Source organism: Chishuiella sp. (assembly GCF_032109125.1).
GTDB lineage: Bacteria > Bacteroidota > Bacteroidia > Flavobacteriales > Weeksellaceae > Empedobacter.
This window is the reverse complement of record NZ_DAMCLZ010000008.1, coordinates 1-22,631: the sequence shown is the minus strand read 5'-3', so window position 1 is coordinate 22,631 and position 22,631 is coordinate 1. Positions and strand designations below refer to the sequence as shown.

The 22,631-nt window shown below is 28.3% G+C and carries 17 protein-coding genes and 4 tRNA genes; 11 read left to right on the top strand and 10 right to left on the bottom strand.

Annotation, left to right across the window (positions count from 1 at the left end):
• The first annotated feature begins 1 nt into the window (after position 1).
• The 7 genes from asnS (at position 2) to RT575_RS09670 (ending at position 10,137) form a co-directional block, all read left to right on the top strand.
• A complete protein-coding gene (gene asnS / locus RT575_RS09700) occupies positions 2 to 1,450 on the top strand; it encodes an asparagine--tRNA ligase (RefSeq protein ID WP_313385888.1) in 1,449 nt (482 codons plus the stop codon).
• 75 nt (positions 1,451 to 1,525) lie between these two features.
• Positions 1,526 to 2,995 (top strand): RNA polymerase factor sigma-54, encoded by a 1,470-nt coding sequence (rpoN, locus tag RT575_RS09695; protein ID WP_313580488.1) that lies wholly within the window; start codon positions 1,526 to 1,528, stop codon positions 2,993 to 2,995.
• Positions 2,996 to 3,165: 170 nt separating this feature from the next.
• A complete protein-coding gene (locus RT575_RS09690) occupies positions 3,166 to 5,328 on the top strand; it encodes a S46 family peptidase (RefSeq protein WP_313580486.1) in 2,163 nt (720 codons plus the stop codon).
• Positions 5,329 to 5,543: 215 nt separating this feature from the next.
• Positions 5,544 to 5,628 (top strand) — tRNA-Ser (locus tag RT575_RS09685).
• 299 nt (positions 5,629 to 5,927) lie between these two features.
• Positions 5,928 to 6,656, top strand: coding sequence for a hypothetical protein (locus tag RT575_RS09680; protein ID WP_313580484.1), 729 nt, complete (start codon positions 5,928 to 5,930; stop codon positions 6,654 to 6,656).
• Positions 6,657 to 6,926: 270 nt separating this feature from the next.
• Positions 6,927 to 7,697 (top strand): hypothetical protein, encoded by a 771-nt coding sequence (locus RT575_RS09675; RefSeq protein WP_313580482.1) that lies wholly within the window; start codon positions 6,927 to 6,929, stop codon positions 7,695 to 7,697.
• Positions 7,690 to 10,137 carry a DEAD/DEAH box helicase gene (locus tag RT575_RS09670; RefSeq protein WP_313580480.1) on the top strand — a complete coding sequence of 816 codons (2,448 nt, stop codon included), beginning with the start codon at positions 7,690 to 7,692 and terminating at the stop codon, positions 10,135 to 10,137. The genes RT575_RS09675 and RT575_RS09670 overlap by 8 nt, the downstream gene beginning before the upstream one ends.
• A 511-nt stretch (positions 10,138 to 10,648) precedes the next feature.
• Here the strand turns inward: RT575_RS09670 and RT575_RS09665 are convergent.
• The 7 genes from RT575_RS09665 to RT575_RS09635 form a co-directional block, all read right to left on the bottom strand.
• Entirely contained in the window at positions 10,649 to 11,683 is a 1,035-nt protein-coding gene (locus RT575_RS09665; protein ID WP_313580478.1) for a methionine synthase, read from the bottom strand.
• Between the two features lie 26 nt (positions 11,684 to 11,709).
• Entirely contained in the window at positions 11,710 to 12,702 is a 993-nt protein-coding gene (locus RT575_RS09660) for a putative oxygenase MesX (RefSeq protein ID WP_313580476.1), read from the bottom strand.
• A 1,011-nt stretch (positions 12,703 to 13,713) separates the two neighbouring features.
• Positions 13,714 to 14,160, bottom strand: a complete 447-nt coding sequence (locus tag RT575_RS09655) for a DUF2059 domain-containing protein (protein ID WP_313580474.1) — start codon at positions 14,158 to 14,160, stop codon at positions 13,714 to 13,716.
• A gap of 108 nt (positions 14,161 to 14,268) precedes the next feature.
• Entirely contained in the window at positions 14,269 to 14,673 is a 405-nt protein-coding gene (locus RT575_RS09650) for a response regulator (RefSeq protein WP_313580472.1), read from the bottom strand.
• Positions 14,674 to 14,920: 247 nt separating this feature from the next.
• Positions 14,921 to 16,348 (bottom strand): adenylosuccinate lyase, encoded by a 1,428-nt coding sequence (purB, locus tag RT575_RS09645; RefSeq protein WP_313580470.1) that lies wholly within the window; start codon positions 16,346 to 16,348, stop codon positions 14,921 to 14,923.
• Between the two features lie 19 nt (positions 16,349 to 16,367).
• Entirely contained in the window at positions 16,368 to 17,222 is an 855-nt protein-coding gene (locus RT575_RS09640) for a fructosamine kinase family protein (RefSeq protein ID WP_313580468.1), read from the bottom strand.
• 62 nt (positions 17,223 to 17,284) lie between these two features.
• Positions 17,285 to 18,574: an adenylosuccinate synthase gene (locus RT575_RS09635; RefSeq protein ID WP_313580466.1), complete on the bottom strand. Its 1,290-nt coding sequence runs from the start codon at positions 18,572 to 18,574 to the stop codon at positions 17,285 to 17,287.
• A 238-nt stretch (positions 18,575 to 18,812) separates the two neighbouring features.
• Between RT575_RS09635 and RT575_RS09630 the strand changes: the two genes are divergently transcribed.
• Entirely contained in the window at positions 18,813 to 19,502 is a 690-nt protein-coding gene (locus RT575_RS09630) for a DsbA family oxidoreductase (protein ID WP_313580464.1), read from the top strand.
• Between the two features lie 77 nt (positions 19,503 to 19,579).
• Here the strand turns inward: RT575_RS09630 and RT575_RS09625 are convergent, their stop codons facing one another.
• The 3 genes from RT575_RS09625 to RT575_RS09615 all read right to left on the bottom strand — a co-directional run bounded on the left by RT575_RS09625 (position 19,580) and on the right by RT575_RS09615 (position 21,556).
• Complete coding sequence (locus tag RT575_RS09625; RefSeq protein WP_313580462.1) at positions 19,580 to 20,152, bottom strand: pentapeptide repeat-containing protein; 573 nt, start codon at positions 20,150 to 20,152, stop codon at positions 19,580 to 19,582.
• An 8-nt stretch (positions 20,153 to 20,160) separates the two neighbouring features.
• Entirely contained in the window at positions 20,161 to 20,526 is a 366-nt protein-coding gene (locus RT575_RS09620) for a VOC family protein (RefSeq protein ID WP_313385983.1), read from the bottom strand.
• 70 nt (positions 20,527 to 20,596) lie between these two features.
• Positions 20,597 to 21,556, bottom strand: coding sequence for an N-acetylmuramoyl-L-alanine amidase (locus RT575_RS09615; protein ID WP_313580460.1), 960 nt, complete (start codon positions 21,554 to 21,556; stop codon positions 20,597 to 20,599).
• 146 nt (positions 21,557 to 21,702) lie between these two features.
• Here RT575_RS09615 and RT575_RS09610 point away from each other — a divergent pair.
• The 3 genes from RT575_RS09610 (at position 21,703) to RT575_RS09600 (ending at position 21,982) form a co-directional block, all read left to right on the top strand.
• A tRNA-Ser gene (locus RT575_RS09610) sits at positions 21,703 to 21,786 on the top strand.
• Between the two features lie 23 nt (positions 21,787 to 21,809).
• Positions 21,810 to 21,884, top strand: a tRNA-Pro gene (locus tag RT575_RS09605).
• A gap of 24 nt (positions 21,885 to 21,908) precedes the next feature.
• Positions 21,909 to 21,982: transfer RNA gene (locus RT575_RS09600), tRNA-Arg, on the top strand.
• The last annotated feature ends 649 nt before the right edge of the window (positions 21,983 to 22,631 follow it).

Sequence of the window (22,631 nt, the reverse complement as noted above, 5' to 3'; positions counted from 1 at the left end):
TATGCAATCGTACGGAATTAAAGCCTTGTTAGAAAAAGGTAAGGATTTGTTACTACAAGAAGTAGTTGTAAATGGATGGGTAAGATCGTTCAGAAGTAATCGTTTCATCGCATTAAATGACGGTTCTACAATTAATAATATTCAAGTAGTAGTAAATTTCGAAAATTTTGACGAATCAATTATAAAACAAATTTCAACAGCTGCTTCTTTGAGTATAAAAGGAGAAGTTGTAGAAAGTGAAGGAGCAGGTCAAGATATAGAAATAGTAGCTAAAGAAATTAAAATCTTAGGTACAGCTCCTTCAGATGATTTAAAAGGAACAATTTTACAACCAAAACAACATAGTTTAGAAATTTTAAGAGAACAAGCTCACTTACGTTTCAGAACAAATGTTTTTGGTTCTATAATGCGTGTTCGTAATTCATTAATGTTTGCAATACATAAATATTTCAATGAAAATGAATTTGTATATGTAAACACACCTATTATTACGGGGTCTGATGCCGAAGGAGCAGGAGAAATGTTCCATATCACAAATTTAGATATGGAGAATTTACCTAAGAATGAAGAAGGTAAAATAGATTATACACAAGATTTTTTTGGAAAATCTACAAACCTTACAGTATCAGGGCAATTAGAAGGAGAAACAGCAGCAATGGGTTTAGGAAAAGTATATACTTTTGGACCAACTTTCCGTGCTGAAAATTCAAATACTTCTCGTCATTTAGCAGAATTTTGGATGGTTGAACCAGAAGTTGCTTTTATTCGTTTAGATCAAAATATGGATCTAGCAGAAGATTTTATGAAGTCTGTTATATCTTATGCAATGGAAAATTGTAAAGATGATTTAAAATTTTTAGCAGAGCGTTTTGATAAAGAACAAAAACAAAAACCAGAAGCAGAACGTTCTGAATTAGGATTAATAGAGCGTTTAGAATATGTATTAAATAATCAATTCGTACGTTTAAGCTATACAGAAGCAATAGAAATACTTAAAAATTCTAAACCAAATAAGAAAGGAAAATTCAAATATCCGATAGAAGAGTGGGGAGCTGATTTACAATCAGAACACGAACGCTATTTGGTAGAAAAACATTTTAAAACTCCAGTAATTTTATTTGATTATCCAGCAGATATCAAAGCATTTTATATGCGTATGAATGATGATGGAAAAACAGTAAGAGCAATGGATGTTTTATTTCCAGGAATTGGTGAAATTATCGGAGGTTCTGAACGTGAAGAACGTTTAGATGTTTTAGATGCTAAAATGGATAAATTTGGGATAGACAAAGAAGAACTATGGTGGTATAGAGATACAAGACGTTTTGGATCTGTTCCTCATTCAGGGTTTGGATTAGGATTAGAGCGTTTAGTATTGTTTGTAACAGGAATGGGTAACATCAGAGATGTAATTCCTTTCCCAAGAACACCAAATAATGCAGAATTTTAATTAAAAATATTTAATGGATTTAACTTTAACTTGTATAGAGTTAAATCCATTTTTTTTAAAAGATATACAATATATATGTTAAAGCAGGAACTAAATTTAAAATTACAACAAAAATTATCGCCACAACAAATTCAATTAATGAAGTTGGTACAACTTCCTACAGTTGCTTTTGAACAACGCGTAAAAGAAGAGTTGGAAGAAAACCCTGCGTTGGATGATCAGTCTTCTGATTTTGATGATGAATATAGAGAAGAACATGATGAATGGGATAATCAGAATGATGATTTTGGTGATGATCAAGTAATTGATACAAGTGAAATTAATATTGATGATTATTTGAGTGATGATGATGTACCAAATTATAAAACATATGCTAATAACTATAGTGATGATGAGGAAAGGTCAATTCCTTATGCACAAGGTGAAAGCTTTATAGAATATCTAACATCACAACTAAATACATTCAGATTAACTCCAGAACAATTTAAAATAGCAGAATTCATACTAGGAAATATAGATGATGACGGCTATATGAGAAGAGATGTAAAATCATTAGTTGATGATTTAGCTTTCTCTCAAAATATTTATACAAGTCCAGAAGAAATAGAAAATCTGCTTACTAATTACATCCAAACCATGGATCCAATTGGAGTAGGAGCTCGTAATCTACAAGAATGTCTTTTAATACAGTTAGAAAATAAAACTGTAACAGAATCAGTAGAACTTGCAGAAAAATTGATTATTGAATCTTTTGATGCATTTACTAAAAAACATTATTCAAAATTGATTGCCAAATATGGTGTTGATGATAATGAATTGAGAGATGCAATTTCTGAGATTGAAAAATTAAACCCAAAACCAGGTAAATCATTTTCTAGTAATAGTAAAATTGTAGAACAAATAACACCAGATTTTACAATTAATATTATTGATGGAGATTTAGAATTATTATTGAATGGTCGTAATGTACCAGAACTAAAAATATCTAGTGCATTTGCAGAAATGCTAGATACTTATAAAAAAACAGAAAAGAAATCAAACGAGCAAAAAGAAGCCGTTTTATTTGTGAAACAAAAATTAGATTCTGCAAAATGGTTTATAGATGCAGTACAACAACGTCGTAATACATTATTGTATACCATGGAAGCAATTATGAAGTTTCAGAAAGATTATTTTCTTACAGGAGATGAAACTAAAATCAAACCAATGATTTTAAAAGATATCTCTGACCGAATTGGAATGGATATATCTACAGTTTCTCGTGTAGCAAATTCAAAATATGTTACAACTCCTTATGGAACTTTTTTAATTAAAGACTTGTTTTCAGAATCATTAACTAATGAAGATGGAGAAGAAGTTTCTACAAGAGAAATAAAACGAATTTTACAAGATGTAATTGCAGAAGAGGATAAAAGAAAACCTCTGACAGATGAAAAATTAACAGAAATACTAAAAGAAAAAGGTTATCCAATTGCACGACGCACAATTGCAAAATACCGAGAACAATTAAGTATTCCTGTTGCAAGACTTCGTAAAATGATTTAAAATATATATTAATGAAAAACATCTTAGGTTTATTACTTAAGATGTTTTTTTATTTTATTAAATATCAAAATAATACAGTGTGTTTTGTACAATAAATGTATAGAATGTTTAGGAGAACTAAAGGGAAACTATTATTTTAGCAAATAAAAAATAATTGAATATATAAAAACATGAGAAAAATTTTATTATCCACACTTTTAATGGTTATGCTTTTTCCTTTTCAGGTAAAAGCTGACGAAGGAATGTGGTTCTTGATGTTTATCGAAAGATTGAATCATCGCGATATGCAAAAAGAAGGTTTACAATTAACTTCAGAAGAAATTTATAGTATCAATCATAATTCTTTAAAAGATGCGATTGTTCAATTTGGAGGAGGTTGTACAGCCGAAATCGTGTCAAATCAAGGGTTAGTATTAACCAATCACCACTGTGGTTATGGTTCAATTGCAGAATTATCTGCTCCAGAGCACGATTATCTAAAAGATGGTTTTTGGGCAAAGGATAAATCAGATGAATTAAAACCTAAAAGTTTAAAAGTTCGTTTTTTTGTTCGTATGGACGATGTTTCTAAACGTATTTTAGGTGTTGTAAATGATAAAATGTCTGAAGAAGATCGTGAGAAAGCGATTAACCAAGAGACAGCAAAAATAGAAAAAGAAAATAGCGAAAATGGAAAATATGTAGTTTCTGTTCGTCCATTTTTTCAAGGAAATGAATATTACTATTTCGTTTACCAAGATTTTGAAGATGTACGTTTAGTTGGTACACCACCAAGTGCTATCGGAAAATTTGGAGGAGATACGGATAACTGGGAATGGCCTCGTCATACAGGAGATTTTTCTATGTTCCGTGTATATGCGGATAAAAATGGAAATCCTGCACCATATTCTACAGAAAACGTTCCATTACAACCAAAACATCATTTACCAGTATCTTTAAAAGGGTATGAATTAAATGATTTTGCAATGATTTTAGGTTATCCAGGTCGTACAAATAGATGGATGCCTGCACAAGGTGTTGCACAAAATGTTGATTATGCATATCCTGCTTGGGTAGAAGCTTCTAAAGTTACAATGGATCAGATGAAAAAATACATGGAGAAAGATCAAAAAGTAAATATTGATTATGCTTCTAAGTATGCTGGTGTTGCTAACTATTGGAAAAATCGTGACGGAATGATTGAAGCTTTAAAACTTCACGGTACTGTTGCTAAGAAGACACAAGAAGAAGAAAAATTCAATAAATGGGCAAATAAAAAGAAGAATCAACCTGAATATGGAGATGTTGTAAAGAATTTAAATGATTATTATGCGAAAACAAATTTAGATGCTCGTCATAATAATTATATCAATATCTTATTACGTTATTCTACGTTAGCAATTGCACCATATTCTATTGGTAAAGCCTTAGAAAATTATGCTGCAGCAAATGATGCTAAAAGAGATGAAATGCGCCCAAGAATTCAAAATCTAATTAATGCGTATTACGAAAAAATGTATTTACCATTAGAAAAAGATTTATTATCTGCGCAGTTAAATTTATATGCAACAAAAGCAAAAGAAGCTGGTTTAGCTCCTTATGTAGCTCAATTAGCAAATGCCAATAACAATAATTTTACAAATTTTGTGAATGAATCTGTATCAAGAAGTTTCTTTGCAGATCAAAAACAAGTTGAAAACTTTTTAATTTCTCCTGATGTTGAGGTTTTAAAGAAAGATCCTCTTTATATTTTATCAAATGCATTAGTAGAGAGAGCTTCTAAACAAACAGAAGAACAAAAATTATTAAGTGATGTATATGCTAAAAATTTCCGTTTATTAGTAAAAGGATTACGTGAATCTAAAATTGGAAATATCTTATATCCTGATGCAAATTCAACGTTACGTTTAACATACGGATCAGTAAAATCTTTACCAAAAAGTACAAATCCAAAACGTCAACCAGATGTAGCTTCTAATTATTTTACAACATTAGAAGGAACAGTTGCTAAAAATATTCCTGGAGATGAAGAATTCGAAAACCCAGAAAGATTATTAGAATTAGCTAAAATCAAGGATTATGGACAGTATGCTGATAAAGATGGTTATTTACATGTAAATTTCTTATCGAATAATGATATTACTGGAGGTAATTCAGGTTCTCCTGTTATGAACGGAAAAGGAGAATTAATTGGTATTGCATTCGATGGAAATATAGAAGCAATGGCTGGAGATGTAATTTTTGATGATAAATTACAACGTACAATCAGTGTAGATATTCGTTATGTTTTATGGGTTGTAGATAAATTTGCAGGTGCGACAAACATTATCGATGAAATGACACTTGTTAAATAATAAAAGGTATTAAAAAACTTTTATATAAAGGCTTTATTACATTTTTTAAGATGTAATAAAGCCTTTTTTTATTATCATTATATTTTTTTTTAAAAATATTTATTTGAAATTGAGTATACTAAGTTTTTTTATCTAAAAAACTTAGTGTAATGGTTTGGTAGATAAAAAAAACCTTTTATATTTGCACTCGCAATACCGCAATAAACGGTGTTTAAGGAGAGTTGGCAGAGTGGTCGAATGCGGCAGTCTTGAAAACTGTTGAGGGTCACACCTCCGGGGGTTCGAATCCCTCACTCTCCGCTAAGAAAACCCAATAGAGCAATCTATTGGGTTTTCTTAGAATCACTTCCCTTTTCTTGGGAATATAGAATAATCCCTCACTCTCCGCTAAGAAAACCCAATAGAACAATCAGTTGTTTTTTTGAGGTTGTTGAAAGTTTTATTTTTCCTCAAAAAACTTATAAAAATACACTTTTATTTTATTTCACAATTATGGTTTTCCGTAAGGGATAAAACTTTTCTTAAATTATCTTTACAGAAAACTAAATTATAAGTAAAAAACAATGTTGTGTGTAATTATTAAAAACCATGGGAAATAAATGAATAAAGAAATAAAGATTGCAACATGGGTACTTTTATTTGGTGGAATACTATTAATATTAGCTCCATATTTTTTATCTAAAGAAAGCTGTTTCGGAACATTTAATGAATCTACAGGCGTAATTGGCGATACAATTGGTGGGATAACTGCACCAATATCAAATATTATTGGTGCAATATTAGTTTATTTAGCACTAAAGGCTCAAGTAAAAGCTAATGAAATAGTACAAAAACAAATTGATAGACAAGAAGCTAAAGATAGTAAAAGAAATATTAGTGAACAGTTGCATAGACTTTATAGTACATTAGAAGATAACATTAAAAGCTATACTTTTAAAGGTTTCAATAGTGATTATAATTACGACGATACAGAGCATAAAGAATATAAAGGCAGTGACGGTATACATAAATTCTTCAGAACAATAATATGTGATTTTCATCAAACTCCAGAAACTCTTTTGGAAACTACTTGTGTAACAGAGCTGTTGAGTATTATCAAGGTTTGTAATATTCTTTTACAAAAATTAAATAAAAGTAATATTGACGATAAAGATTTATTGTTTAATTTTACAAAACATCAATTTGAATATAAAATAATGCCAGCTTTGAAGAACCTTGATGAAGAAGCATTAAATCCATATTTTTGCGAAGATTGCAAGTGTAATCATGGTATTCCAGAAATTCTATTAAATGAAATAAATGAGATTAAAAACCAATTAAAATTATAACTGCACACAACATCATATTGGCGAAATGGCGGTTTAAAAGGAGAAATTAAAAGTTTCTAGTTCTTTTTGTCACAACAGCATTTTATATTTATTAACTGAAATATTATATTTTTTAGGTGCTCATGATTTTCAATACCTTTTTCATAAATTTAGAAAATAATAAAAAACTGTTGCTTAGGTGAGTGCTAAATTGAAAGTTATCGCTTTCTAATTCGTCACTATCGCCAATATGCAGCCCGTTAACTGAAATTTTAACCGACTATACTACAAATGTTTGGAAGATACAAAATCAAACTTTCTGAAAGAATCACGCTTCACTTTATTAGTATTAATTCCTATTCTCCAAGACTGAAGAATTTTATTGAAAGTAACATTCATCAAATTTGGAATGGGGATAACGAAATCGTAGAAAGTGAAAATGATATTAAAATTACGAAGACAGAACTAAAAAAACTTTTAGAAAAAAAAACACCATTACAAATAAATGGTATTATATCTGAATTTATTTGCCACTTATACTTACGTGCTAATAAATTTAAACAACATTTTCTTTTTAGCAATTTAGAAGAAAAGGGGATGAAAAAAGGTTTTGATGGCTTATATGGAATTAACGATGAGTTTTATATTTATGAAAGTAAATCTTCTTTAGAATCAACTCTTAATGCTACACATAATTCTAATATTAGTGAGGCTTACAATGATTTAAAAAAGAAAATTGAAGGATCTAATACAACTAATGATCCATGGAAAAATGCATATCATCATTCAACTCTTAGAGCCGTAAATTTTAATGATACAATTTCTAAAACATTGAAAAAACTTTCTAAAGATTATGTAAACAATAAATTTGAAAAAATTGAATCTCATAACCTGATACCAAGCTCAACAATATTTCTAGGCAACAGATATACTTCAATAGATAAAAATGATTTATTAATCAAGATTCAAAATCTAACGAGTACATATAGCTGTAAACATTTAAATGTATTATGTTTAAACAAAAACACAATTCAAAATTTTATAGATTATTTAGATGAGTAAAATAACTAGTTTAGAAAAACGCCAACTAAGAACATTAAAAAACAATGCAGAATTTATTTCTTGTTTTAAAAAACTTGGTTTTAATAATCAACTAACGTTTGAGGAATCTCAATATATACTTACAGCATCCTTAATTTTCTTTAGATATTATAACAATGATAAAAGACTAAAAGGTTATTTTAATATTGCTTATTACATAATATTGAAATATAGTTTAATTCATTCAGACTATAGACCTCTTTATGACATTTCATTGCAAATTGGCTTTTACCCAATTTCTGAATTCATTGTGAATAATAATTTAGTAGAAGAAGAATATTTACATGAGTCGATAATCAATCAAGAGATAAGAGCCTTATACAACAATTCAAGTTATATTGAAACCGTAGAGCAACATAATAGGTCTAAAGAAATCTTAGATAAAATTGCTAAAGAAGATTTGGCTTATATTGCACCAACTTCGTATGGGAAAAGCTCGATAATTCGAGAAGTTATCCAAAAAAATGATTTCGAAAAGATTGCAATTATAGTGCCTACTAAATCTCTTATTACTCAAACGTATTCTGATATCAGAAATTTAGATTTAAACTATAAACTCATTTTACATGATGAAATGTTCAACGGTGAAGAAAGATTTATTGGAGTATTAACACAAGAAAGAGCCACAAGATTAATTAATAAATTCAATATAAAGTTTGATATATTATTTATCGATGAAGCACACAATATTCTTAAAAACAACCCAAGGAATCATTTGCTTTCGAGACTTATAATGATCAATCATAAAAATAATCCCGATCAAAGGTTATTATATTTATCTCCACTTGTAAATGATACTAAAAATTTAAAAGCTAAATTCACATCTGATGGAGAAATATATGAGAGTAGTATAAAACATAACTTGAAAGCATATGAAGTTTTTTATTTAGATAAAAAGAAGAAACTATATTCATACAATAGGTTTTCAGATGAGTTATACCTCATGAATACAAATGTTGACTTTATAAAATATATACTTAATAATTCTCAACCAAAGAATTTTATATATAATTATCGTCCTAAAAATGTAGAGTCATTTGCAAAAAAACTAGCTTTAAGTTTACAAAATATAAATGATGAAAGTTTAAATTATATATCTAAAACAATTGCTAGCGAAATATCAGAAGATATTGATCTTGTAGAATTGGTAAAAAAAGGGATTATTTATTTACATGGAAAACAACCTACAATTCTTAAAGAGTATTTAGAATATCAGTATAAAGGCATGCAAAATTTAAACTTTGTAATAGCTAACTCTGTAATTTTAGAAGGAATAAATTTTCCTATAGACACATTATTTATCACTTCAACTTATGGCCTAAATGTCAAAGACCTAAATAATTTAATAGGAAGAGTTAATCGATTGAATTATGTGTTTCAGAGTTCATTGTCAAAACTTATTTCTACAATACATTTTATTGATTCAATTGAACTTACAGACAAAAGAAGTGAGATGGTAAATAAGCTCCCATTATTAAGAGAACATTCCTTTTTTGATGAAAACAAAAATCCATTAATGAATAATTATAATGTAGAAGAACTAAAAATTTCAAAAGAGGAACTAGTAAAACAAAAAGAAAAGGATAATAAATTAGTTAGTCTTACAAAATTTTTAATAAATGTAAATGACACCTCATTAGCAAGCACGATTAAGCGTAGTTTTATTGAAAATAATATCGATGATTTTTATTGGAATATTGACGTTATTATTCCAGCAATAATAGAGAACTTCGAAAATATATCTGATAAAAACAATGTGATATCTACAATATATGAAGTATTCATATTAAACATTGAAACGCAAATCAAAGATTTCGAAATTGAACGATTGAAAAACGAAAAAGCTAGAAATTATTATAAAAACTATATTGATGTCGTTCAATTATTAAGCTTACGAGATAAAATTATTTCAACTTTGAATTATTTTGATAAAAAATCTCAAAGTGAAAGTGATAGTCATTTGTTTATTGGAAGTTCATTTGGAGAAGTTGTAAATCCCTCTCCCAAATACAAAAATAATGAATACTTGCAAGAAGTTTATATAAATCTAAAAGGTAAAAGCAGACAACAATTGGCAAATATTGCACTAGTGAAAATTAAATTAGAAGAAGACTTTGTAAGTTTTAAATTGAAAAAACTAATAACCTTCCTTTATGATTTTGAACTCATAACTAAAGAAGCATATTTTTTAACTGTTTATGGAACTATTGATGAGCAATTAATTAATTTAACTAGGATTGGATTAGGTCCAAGTGTCACAAAACTATTAAAAGATAATAATCAAATAAATAATATTTCCTTTGATCAAAACGGGAATTTAATATCTAACGATGCTTTTAAAATATTCTTAGAAAGTCAATCCGAACTTTATAAATTTGAAATAAACAAATACATTAAATAAAAACTACAGCTAACATCGTATTGGCGTAATGGCAGGTTAAGGGAAAGATTGAAATTTTCTCCTTTTTTTGTTGTAACAGCCTTTTAAAACTTTTTTTAAAGTTGAAATTATAACTTATTTAAAAACGTCAAAAATAACATTAAGTGTTCGACAGAAATACCTGTCAGCCTGCTAAGAAAACCCAATAGAGTAATTACTCCATTATTAAAAGATTCTAAAAAATTAATATTAAAAACCTTTGGTAGAGAAACTAAATTTGCAACCAATGACAATACTATTAGAAAAGTTGCCTATTTTTTAATATAGAAAAATAAAAAGACTGCCAATTGGGATCGATAATTTACATTTTCCAATTGGCAATTCTGATCTTCAATTTCTTAAGAAATCAGTCTTAAGCCCTAAATCAAGAAAATAAAAGCCCCCCCTACATTATTAATTTTTTCTAGCGAAGTAGCTTCTTTTACTAGATTTTTATGCTAATGAAAAATTATTTAGAATTAATATATTGGAGTTAAAAACCAAATTCTTTACGTATAATTTCTGCTCCTGCACTTAAAGCACTTAATTTACCTCTTGCTACGTTTCGTGATAAAGGAGCCATACCACAGTTTGTACTTGGATAAAGGTTTTCGATATCTACAAATTCAAGAGTTTTACGCAAAGTATTAGCTACTTCTTCAGGTGTTTCAATGATGTTGGTTGCGACATCAATCGCTCCTACCATGACTTTTTTACCACGAACAAGTTCAATTAAATTTAAAGGTACGTTTGAATTATGACATTCTAATGATACGATATCAATATTAGATTTTTGAATTTTAGGAAAAATTTCTTCGTATTGACGCCACTCTGAACCTAAGGTCTTTTTCCAGTCATTATTAGCTTGTATACCATAACCATAACAAATATGTACGGCAGTTTGACAGTCTAAGCCTTCAATAGCCCTTTCAAGTGCAGCCATTCCCCAATCGTTTACTTCATCGAAGAACACATTGAATGCAGGTTCATCAAACTGAATAATATCTACTCCAGCATCTTGTAGTTCCTTTGCTTCTTCATTGAGTGCTTTGGCAAATTCCCAGGCCAGTTTCTCACGATTTTTGTAATGATCATCATATAGAGTATCAACCATGGTCAGAGGTCCTGGTAATGCCCATTTGATAGGTTTGTTGGTTTGTCTACGCAAAAATTTAGCGTCTTCTACAAAGACAGATTTTTGACGAGCTACATCACCTACAACTACTGGAACGCTTGCGTCATAACGGTTTCTAATTTTTACGATTTTACGATTTTCAAAATCTACACCACTTAGATGCTCAATAAAAGTGGTTACGAAATGTTGACGTGTTTGTTCACCATCACAGATGATATCTAACCCAGACAATTGTTGCTCTTGTAAAGAAATAAGTAAAGCATCTTGTTTTCCTTCCAATAACTGATCTCCCTCTAAATTCCAAGGTGACCAAAGTTTTTCGGGTGATGCCAACCAAGCAGGTTTCGGTAAACTTCCAACAATTGAGGTAGGCAATAATAATTTCTTTGACATAGAATAATTTTAATGTATTGTATTAATTAAAGAGCAAAATTGGCAGACCATTGCTCTAATAAATTTTTGTAAGGTGTAATAAAATGTTCTTCAGCATATTTGCCTTGTTCAATAGCTAATCGGCTACGTTCTTCACGATCATAATCAACTTGAGTCAGTGAATAATCTTCATGTTTAAGACTAGGTTGATAGATTTTTCCAGCTACTGAATTGGCATTGTAAATTTCAGGACGATAAATTTTCTGGAAAGTTTCCATCGTACTGATTGAGCTGATAAGCCCAAGATCTGTATAATCAGTAAGTAGATCTCCTGAATGATAAAAAGCCATCGGTGCCACAGCGTTAGGAGGCATGAAAAAACGAACTTTTAAACCCATTTTAGAGAAATACTCATCAGTCAGCGAATACTCACTTTGTATATACTCAAAACCCAGAATTGGATTATGAAACTCAGTGCGTGTATAAGTTTTATTGCTTGAAACACTTAAACAAATGATGGGAGACCTCTTAAAGTACTCTTTATAAGTTGTCGAATTAATAAAAGATTGATAAAGTTTTCCATGTAAATCACCAAAATCTTCAGGAACACAAAAATTAGATTTATTTTTATTATACTCAATTAATAAAACACTGAAATCGTAATCACGAACATAAGAAGAAAAATTATTTCCGGCAATTCCTTCGATATACTGGCCAGTTTTATTATCAAAAATATTTGTTTTTAAAACTTCAATCATCGGTAGATTCTTATCATTAATATTCATCGTTACTGTAATAATCTCAAGTTTTACAAGGTATCGGTCGGATTTTGGATTATCCACATAAGCTAATGAATTAAATCGATTGTTAATCATATTTAACGCATTACGTAAATTCTGTTGACGATTTTTTCCTCTGGCCAGATTTGCAAAATTGGTTGTCAGACGTGTTTGACTTGCAGGATGATAATTTTCATCTAAACATGTACTCTTTAGTGTGAAAGTAAAATCATTTTTGTTAGTAATTTGGATATTTTCCATGTATTTTTTTATTCTTTAGCTTTTTAATATGATTGAATATATACAATTATATATTAGAGTTTTTACCTTTCAAATTTCAAAATAAAAGATGAATTTATTTAGTTTTTTAATTAAATAAGTTAAAAATTCTTTTTCTTGTATTTAATAAAGATTATTATTTTTTTTACAGTTTAAAAAATTTAAAAAAAAGAAAATTATTCTTTTAATGATACACTTATAAAAATAAAATTTGATAAAAAAGAGTACATATTTATTGCAAATCATGAAAAGCTTTCAATATATAGCATCAAAATAGTATAACCTGTCAAGTAAAAGGGGAGGGGCAAATTTTTAGAAAACCATTATTGTAATAAAAATAATCTCTACTTTCTCATCATTTTGGATTCTTTCAAAATGTTCATGTTATAAATAAGAAACCACATTTGAGTAACTTTCAAAATTGGAATATTTTACTTGACGACTTCTTTGTATTTTTACATGCATTTTTACTTTTTTTAGAATAAAAATCATTTTTATTTTTTCAAACTTTTGTTCAAAATTAAATGAGATTTTACAAGATTATTATGCAAAGTTTGTATTTTAATTTTCTGCTTTTTATATCTTTTATAATAATAAGAGTATTACTTAGAACTCACTATTTCTAATTAGTTATTCAGTGTTTATGTGATTAACTTTTTTAGTTCTTTAATTCTTAATTATAGTAATTAAAAGTATTACGTAAGACTCAGAACTTACAACTAATTATTTCTAGTTTCTAAATTCAGACTTCGTATTTCGCAATAGGGATTGAAGTGGAAATCCTTTTACAAACTGGTGGCTGAGCAAAGTCGAAGTCTGTTTGTAAAAGATTGTAACGTAAAGCCCGGCCCGAAGGGATTGACCAAAAATGATTGCTTAATTTATTTAATCATTAAAATTACTTGGGTTATGAAATATTTATACTTGTTTGTAATAAAAAATGGTGTCACTTATTGTGTCACCATTTTCTGTGTTTTTATAGGAAGAAATTTATTACTCTGTAATGTAACCTTCGTTTTTTAATTTATTGATAATTTTATCACCAATCTCTCTTCCTAATTTTTGACCTGCTAACATAGAGTCTTGTGTGATGTTAGGTAGGTTAGTAATCATTTTTTTTCCTGATGGAGTAGAATAAAAAGCAATTATTGCATCTATATCTTCTTCTGTAAAATATTTATCATAAATAGGAAGTATAATCTCTAACATATTTGTAGTTTTAACTTCTTTAGAAAAATCATCCCAAAATTTTTGTTCTACACCTGTGTAATTCTTTTTGTAAATGTCTATCATTTTATTTACAATTTGAACGCCTACATCAATAGAATTAGTCATTTTTAATAATTTTTCAATCTTGTCTTTTTTAGAATTTGATATTTCTTGAGAAAATAATGTTGTAGAAAACAACATAAATACAGAAAGTAAAATAATTTTCTTCATTTATATTTTTATTGGATTTATAAACAAAACTAGTGAATTATTAATCAATTTATAGTAGTTTATAAGTAAAAAAGAGAATCATTAATGATTCTCTTTTTTTTAATGTATTTATCCTTCTATGAATTCTAAAAGATCTTTATTTATAGTTGCAGCTTCTGTAGTAGGCATACCATGTGGAAAACCAGGATATGTAATTAATTTTCCATTTTTTAAAAGCTTAGCAGATTTTACACCAGCATTTTCATAAGGAACAATTTGGTCATCTTCTTTTTTTGGTGATGTAAATATGATAATTGTATTTTTTTCTGACAGGTTTTTCGTTAGTTCAATTCCATTCATCTCAGGCATTTCTATGTCAAGAAATATCAAATCAACATGGTTAGATTGTAGGTAATTATATGCCTCAATTGCATTTGAAAATTCATTCGTTATAGTCAGATTTGGTATTTGTTTTGCTAGATGCATCAAAGTTGTTCTTGCAATATCATTGTCGTCTATTATCAAAGCCTTCATTGAATATTTATTTATGATTTTACACAAATATAATTTTTAATTACTCTTGTTTTTTTATTTACCAATAATTTAAAATAAACCATTAAAGTAATTTAATGTAATTGGTTTTAAAATTGGTAAAAAAAAAGATATTTTAAAAAGTTTTTCGTTGAATAGGCAAAATGAATCGTTGAATAGTATTTTTATAATAAAAAAAGACTTCCAATTAGGAAGTCTTTTTTGTTCATGTGTTTTGTTTTTAAGCCTATTACACTTTTAAGTCTGTATGAGCTCCTAAAAGTACTTTGTTATTTTTTATAATTGGATCAACTAAATCTTTTAAAAATTCTTCTGTTTGCTCAGAAGCAAAGCCAGTAAAGTTTTTAGGATCTAGCAATTCAACTAATTTCTCTTTATCTATTTTTACATTTTCATCAGCAATAATTCGCTCAATCAAATCATTCGATTTACCTTCAATTTTAACTTGCTTTGCAGCTTCCATTGAGTGTGTTCTAATAATTTCATGTAATTCCTGACGATCTCCACCATTTTTTACACCTTCCATAATGATATATTCAGTTGCCATAAATGGTAATTCTTCAGCAATATGTTTTTCTATTATCTTAGGGTAAACGACTAAACCATCTAAAATATTGTTCCAAATGATTAAAATTGCATCAATTGCAAGGAATGCTTGTGGTACTGCTAAGCGTTTATTAGCTGAATCATCTAATGTTCTCTCAAACCATTGTGTAGAAGCAACCATTGCAGGAGAAGTAGCTAATGACATTACGTATTTTGCTAAAGAAGCAATTCTTTCTGAACGCATTGGGTTGCGTTTGTATGCCATTGCAGAAGATCCAATTTGATTTTTTTCGAAAGGTTCTTCAATTTCCTTTAAATTTTGAAGTAGACGTAAATCATTTGTAAACTTGTGAGCAGATTGAGCAATATTAGATAACAGTTCTAAAGCCTGTGCATCTATTTTACGATCATAAGTTTGTCCCGATACAGCAAAAACATTTTTGAAACCAAAACGCTCAGATAATTTTTTATCTAATTCTTTTACTTTAGAATAATCCCCATCAAATAATTCTTTGAAAGAAGCAGCAGTTCCAGTTGTTCCTTTTACTCCACGAAATCGTAAAGTATCTATTCTAAACTCTAACTCTTCCAAATCTAATAAAACAGACTGTAGCCAAAGAGTTGCTCTTTTTCCTACAGTTGTTAATTGTGCTGGTTGAAAATGAGTAAATCCTAAAGTTGGTAAATCTTTGTATTGACGAGCAAATTTTGCTAAACCATCAATAACATTGATTAATTGTCCTTTGATATGTTGAAATCCATCACGAATCTGAATTAAATCTGTATTATCTCCTACAAATGCTGATGTAGCACCTAAATGGATAATAGCTTTAGCACTTGGAGCAACATCTCCATAAGTATGCACGTGTGCCATTACATCATGTCGGAATTTTTTTTCATATGCTGCTGCAACATCATAATCAATATTAGTTGCATTATCTTTTAACTCCTTAATTTGTTCATCAGTAATCTCCAAACCTAAATCTTTTTCAATTTCGGCTAATGCAATCCAAAGTTGACGCCAAGTTGAAAATTTTTTTTCAGGAGAAAAGATATAAAGCATTTCATCACTACAGTATCTAGACTCTAAGGGGTTTTGGTATTTGTTCATTGTGTTGTGTTTGTTGCGTTTAAAATTTCTTTAAAATCGTTTGTACATCCTTTACATAATATCCTTCGAATAAATAGGCATGAATAAGTAAAGGGAATAATTGTGTTACAGGTAAACGTTCTTCGTAACCAGGTTCCAAAGGGTTTATTTCTTGATAAGCATCAAAGAAAGTATCATCAAAACCACCAAATAATTTAGCCATTGCAATATCCATTTCTCTATTACCATAATATATAGCTGGATCTATAAGATTAAATTCTCCTTTTTCACCAGAAATAATATTTCCATTCCAAAAATCACCATGTATTAAAGCTGGTTTTTCTTTTGGAAAAATAGAATCAAATTGTTTACAAAGATTTTCGGCAGATTTTATTTGTTTTGATGTAATTAGTTGTTTGTTTTTTAATAATTTCATCATTGGAAGTATACGATTTTGAGCGTAAAAATCATTCCAATTATTTTCAAATTTATTTGGTTGTAAAACTATACCTATATAGTTGTCTTCTGACCAACCGAATTGATTATTTGTATTTTGATGAAGTTTTGCTAAGTTTCTACCTAATTTTTCCCAGTTAACAACAGTAGGAGTAGAAGGTTCTATCCATTCTAATAAAAGATATTGAAAATCTTTTCCTACTTCACCTAAATTTAAAATTTTAGGGATAGGAAATGTTTTTGTTTCTTTTATTGTATTTAATGCTCTTGCTTCTTTTATAAAAAGATTAGGGAAATTAGTAGCAGAATTTACTTTTAAAAAATATTTTTTATTGAACGATTCAATTCTAAATGCATCATTTATATCGCCTCCTTTTATAGGAACAATAGTTTCGATACCTAAATTTAATTGTTTTAATCGTTCTAGAATTTCGTTCATAAAAAAATAGATAAAAAAAGTTATAGCCTAACAGTTTATTGCTAGGCTATAAAGTTATGTTATTAAAATAAAGTTGTTCTAATAATGTTTTGAGAACGTTCTGGTCCTACAGAAACTAGATATACTTCTATACCTAAATATTTCTCAATGTAGTGAATATAATCTTGCGCTGTTGCAGGTAATTCATCAAAGGATTTTACATCTGTAATATCTTCTGTCCATCCTGGTAATTCTTCATATTGAGCTTCGTACTGAGCTAATTTAGTTGTAGAAGAAGTAAAATAATCAATTATTTTATTATCTTCTGTTTTGTAAGCTGTACAAACTTGTATTTTATCGATATTAGATAAAACATCTAATTTAGTAATAACTAAATGTGTAATACCGTTAATCATACAAGCATGTTTTAGAGCGACTAAATCTAACCATCCCGTTCTACGAGGACGACCAGTTGATGCTCCAAACTCGTGCCCAACCTTACGAATTTGTTCTCCTAATTCATTGTCAAGTTCAGTAGGGAAAGGTCCGTTACCTACACGAGTACAATATGCTTTAGAAACACCAATCAAGTTTTTAAGTTTAGTTGGAGGTACACCAGCACCAACACATACTCCACCAGTTGTTGGAGAAGATGATGTTACAAAAGGATATGTTCCAAAATCAATATCAAGCATTAAAGCTTGTGCTCCTTCAAATAAAACACTTTTACCTTCATCAATAGCTTGATTAATTTCTAACTCAGAATCTAAAATACGTTCTTTTAAACGTTCTCCGTATGCTAAATATTTTTCGTATATATCTTCAAATTTTAATGGTTCCTTATCGAATAATTTTTCGAATAAAGCATTTTTAACCACTAAATTTTCTTTAATTTTTTCAGCTAAAACTTCTGGATTTAATAAATCAATAGCTCTAATTCCAACACGAGCTACTTTGTCTTCATAACAAGGTCCAATACCGCGTTTTGTAGTTCCAATTTGGCTATCTTTTCCAGCAAATTCTTCACGATATTCATCTAATAATATGTGATAAGGCATAATGATATGTGCTCTTCTAGAAATGAACACATGATCTGTAGATAAACCTTTAGCTTCTAACGTACCAATTTCATTAAAAAATGCTTCAGGGTTAACAACAACTCCATTTGCAATTATACATTTTCCTTTACATTGTAAAACACCTGATGGTAATAAATGTAATACAAATTTATCTTCGCCTACATAAACAGTATGTCCTGCATTGTTACCTCCTTGGTAGCGTACAACATAATCTGATTTTTCAGCTAATACATCTGTTATTTTTCCTTTTCCCTCGTCACCCCATTGAAGGCCGACTACTACGTGTGTTGACATATTATTTGTTCGTTATTTTGTTTCTTGTCTGGAATAAAAAATGAAGCAATTCACTTTCTTGGTTCACTGCAAAGGTAATTGAAACCTTGTTTTAAACAAACATAAAAAGTAATTTAAACGAATTATTTTTTAAGATTATGTTAATAATTTTATAGAATTAAATTAACTAAAAAATAACTAGATATATGTCATTTATATGATGTAATTTTACGAACTTTTACATTAAAAAATTTCTAATATGAAAATTGAAATATGGTCGGATGTTATGTGTCCGTTTTGTTATATTGGGAAAAAATCTTTTGAATTAGCTTTAGATAAAATCCCTTATAAAGATAAAATTGATGTTGAATGGAAAAGTTTTCAATTAAATTCTAATTTATCTAAAACAGAAATTATTTCTATTGAAGATTACCTAATCAGAAGGAAAGGCTTTTCTAAAGAACAGGTAGAACAAATGAATCAACAAATCTATGATATGGGTGAGCGTGTTGGTATTCATTTTAATTTTGATGAAGTTAAGGTTGTAGATACATCTGATGCGCATAAATTAATTCACTTTGCTCAAGAAAATGGTAAAGGCTCAGAAATTGAAGAGGAATTATTTAAAGCTTATTTTATTGAAGGAAAAAATGTTGCTGATTTTGAAGTTTTATCTGATTTATCTGATAAAATTGGATTAGATAAAGAAAAAACTTTAGAAATATTAAATTCTGATTCTTATGTTTTTGATATTGCTTCTGATATTTTAGAAGCAAGAAATATTGGTGTTACTGGTGTTCCTTTTTTTGTGATTGATAGAAAATATACAATTTCTGGTGCACAGTCAATAGAATATTTTGAATCTGCATTAATTCAAGCATATGAAAAACATTATTTAAATGATTCATCTCAACTAAATGCTTCTTGCGAAATTGATTCAGATTGTTAATTAATTATGATAAAAAATAAAAAAGGATATACTTACTAAGTATATCCTTTTTTAATTGTAAATATTTTATAAAAAAATTACTCTACTTTAATTCCAAAGCTATAAGTTAATCCAATAATATTCTCTTTTGAAAATTTTGCATGCTTTAATTTATTTTTTGTAGGATCTATATCAAAATTATAAGCAGATTTTAAATCAGAATAACATAAATCTGTTCCTGAAAAAATTGCATGATTTAGATTACAATCATAAAAACTTGAATAACTAAGGTTTGCTATAGAAAAATCTACATTTTCTAATAAGCATTTATAAAATTTTGTATTTTTTAATGGAGATTCATAAAATGAAGATTCATTTAGATTACATTCAGTAAATGAAACTTTCAATCCAAATTGATTAATTTCATCCATATTAAATCCAATCATTTTACAGCGTTCAAATTCTACTTCTTGTAAACTTGTATTGATTAATTTTACATTGCTTAAGTTACAATCAATAAAACTACAATTGATAAATTTTATATCACTTAAATCAACATTATTTAGCTCACATTTAGAAAATATACATTGTTCAAATTCATTAAAGACTAAATTTTCAACAGAAAAATTAACTTTTGTAAATGTTTTATCAAAACAATAATTAGAACTCATAATACTAGTTAATCTATATTAACTTCTTGACCAAACTGTAAAATATATCCATTATTATCATAAATAGCAAATTCTCTTACATCCCAATCAAATGTTTCTATTTCGTATACAATTTCACAATCATCTTTTATAATATTCCATAATTCATCAATATCATCTACATTAAAATAAAAAGAACCAGTGAAAGTAGGTTGCTTGAAATTTGCATTTTCATTAGGGAAAGCTAACATAATTTCTACATCATCTCTTTTTAAACAAGCCCAAATCCAATCGTCATTTTGATCAGCTATCTTAAAACCTAATTTTTTATAAAATTTAGTTGTTTTTTGTAAATCTTTCGTCCAAATAATAGGACGTAATTTTTTGAAAGTCATTCTGTGTTATTTATATATTTTTCTCAATAAAAAACTCTTGTAATTACAAGAGTTTTTTATTGAGATTATTTTAAGGGTTATATTTCTTATTTAAAGCTTTTAAAATAGCCCAAGTTTCTGCATCTATAGTTCCATCATATTTTTCTGGTCGAAAATGCATTTGGAAAGCTATTATAACTTTTTTAGTTTGTGTATCCATAATACCAGTAACAGGTATTTTATAACCATACTTATTTAAACTATTTTGCACATCTGTAACAAAATATGTACTTGTTGTATCCCATGGATATTCGTCTATAAATAATAATTTATCCACATCATCATACCAAGCTCCAACTCCATATTCAGTGTATAATTGTTTCCAAGGGAAAAGTGGTCCTGGATCTGGTTTTCTACCTGGGGCAATATCAGAATGCCCAACAACATTTGTAGGTAAAATACCATATCTATTTACTATATCTTGAGTTAATTGTCCTACTTTTTTTATCTGATATTCTGGATAAGGAGCGTAATAATTTGGAGATGTAGTATTTCCTAAATTAACAATTTCTATACCAATAGAAGTGAAATTTAAATTATCAATTCCTTTCCAGCTACTAACTCCAGCGTGCCAAGCACGTTTTGTTTCATCGACTAAAAGATTAATTGTTTTATCATCATAATCATTTACTAAATAATGAGCACTAACATCTTTTTGAGTTAAAACTTTTAATGATAAATCAGTATTTATAGCTGTATAATGTAAAACTAAAAATCGTACTCTTTCATCTTGTGAAATAGAAGGGAAATAGTCCGTTGAAACTTTATAATCTTTTAATTTGGCAATATTATTTTTATCAATTTTATCAATATTACTTTTATTCTGAGTAGAATTATTTATACTTGTATTTACTGTAGTGCCTTGGTTATATTTATATGTTTGATTTGTAGGTACTTTATTTACTTTTTTTACTGGCGTTTTTTGTGTTGTACATCCACTTAAAAAAATAAAACAAGAAATACCTGTCAATAATAATCTATTTAAATTCATTGTTGCTTTTATATTGTATCCTTAATGGTTAACCAAAATTAAGCCAAAAATTTTAATTTTTTTTAAAAAATATTTGTTTAGGAATAAAAGAGACTATATATTTGCATCCGTTTTAAAGCAGATATCAAATCTTAAATTTTAAAATAGGAGAGGTGCCGGAGTGGTAACGGAGCAGATTGCTAATCTGTCATCGGGTAACCGATGCCAGGGTTCGAGTCCCTGTCTCTCCGCTTATATTTTATTATGACCGAATCGGGGTGTAGCGTAGCCCGGTCATCGCGCCTGCTTTGGGAGCAGGAGGTCGCAGGTTCGAATCCTGCCACCCCGACAAAATTCAATGAATTTTTGGATCGGTCCAGTAGCTCAGCTGGATAGAGCAACTGCCTTCTAAGCAGTAGGTCTCAGGTTCGAATCCTGACTGGATCACATTACATAATAGGTTACCTTTTAGGGTGACCTATTTTTTTTATTTATAATAGATAAACATTTTTATCATTTTCAAAGATATGGTTAAGTGTGATGTTTTTAAATCATCTTAGTAAATAGCTTAATGAATACATATAATTTATTAGAATAATAAAGAGCTACATTATTTTATTACTGTTAAAGTATAATAGTAATATTTGAAAACAAAATTAACATTACTATTTATTCTATTTTCTTATTTCATGTGTTCAATTAACAATTATTGATTGGAATTGTAAAAAAAGAAAAGGTGTCTGTTTTTACAGCAAATCAAAATTATATTAAATTTTTATTTTAATGATGATAGAAAATTTAATTCTAATACTACTCTTGGTGATTTAATTTATAGTTACTCTCTTGTGAAAAGAAAAATAGATTTCGAATTATTTGCTTGTAATTTTTTAATGAGAAATATTTTTCACAAAACTCTTTTTTTTAATTAAAAGTGGTTTTATTTACTAATTAAGACCAATAAAATTGATTTTAACAAATCGTTTTAGTTTTTAATAATCAAAAATTATATCATTCTATTTTTTGAATTCGGGCAATCCCTTCAGGTCGCGCTTTCCGTTTCAATCTTTTTACTTCGCTAGGATGCTTCGCAAAAAGG

Coding starts and splice junctions, on each gene's coding strand:
- asnS (WP_313385888.1), top strand. CDS start 2: ATGCAATCGTACGGAATTAAAGCCTTGTTAGAAAAAGGTAAGGATTTG.
- rpoN (WP_313580488.1), top strand. CDS start 1,526: ATGTTAAAGCAGGAACTAAATTTAAAATTACAACAAAAATTATCGCCA.
- RT575_RS09690 (WP_313580486.1), top strand. CDS start 3,166: ATGAGAAAAATTTTATTATCCACACTTTTAATGGTTATGCTTTTTCCT.
- RT575_RS09680 (WP_313580484.1), top strand. CDS start 5,928: ATGAATAAAGAAATAAAGATTGCAACATGGGTACTTTTATTTGGTGGA.
- RT575_RS09675 (WP_313580482.1), top strand. CDS start 6,927: ATGTTTGGAAGATACAAAATCAAACTTTCTGAAAGAATCACGCTTCAC.
- RT575_RS09670 (WP_313580480.1), top strand. CDS start 7,690: ATGAGTAAAATAACTAGTTTAGAAAAACGCCAACTAAGAACATTAAAA.
- RT575_RS09665 (WP_313580478.1), bottom strand. CDS start 11,683: ATGTCAAAGAAATTATTATTGCCTACCTCAATTGTTGGAAGTTTACCG.
- RT575_RS09660 (WP_313580476.1), bottom strand. CDS start 12,702: ATGGAAAATATCCAAATTACTAACAAAAATGATTTTACTTTCACACTA.
- RT575_RS09655 (WP_313580474.1), bottom strand. CDS start 14,160: ATGAAGAAAATTATTTTACTTTCTGTATTTATGTTGTTTTCTACAACA.
- RT575_RS09650 (WP_313580472.1), bottom strand. CDS start 14,673: ATGAAGGCTTTGATAATAGACGACAATGATATTGCAAGAACAACTTTG.
- purB (WP_313580470.1), bottom strand. CDS start 16,348: ATGAACAAATACCAAAACCCCTTAGAGTCTAGATACTGTAGTGATGAA.
- RT575_RS09640 (WP_313580468.1), bottom strand. CDS start 17,222: ATGAACGAAATTCTAGAACGATTAAAACAATTAAATTTAGGTATCGAA.
- RT575_RS09635 (WP_313580466.1), bottom strand. CDS start 18,574: ATGTCAACACACGTAGTAGTCGGCCTTCAATGGGGTGACGAGGGAAAA.
- RT575_RS09630 (WP_313580464.1), top strand. CDS start 18,813: ATGAAAATTGAAATATGGTCGGATGTTATGTGTCCGTTTTGTTATATT.
- RT575_RS09625 (WP_313580462.1), bottom strand. CDS start 20,152: ATGAGTTCTAATTATTGTTTTGATAAAACATTTACAAAAGTTAATTTT.
- RT575_RS09620 (WP_313385983.1), bottom strand. CDS start 20,526: ATGACTTTCAAAAAATTACGTCCTATTATTTGGACGAAAGATTTACAA.
- RT575_RS09615 (WP_313580460.1), bottom strand. CDS start 21,556: ATGAATTTAAATAGATTATTATTGACAGGTATTTCTTGTTTTATTTTT.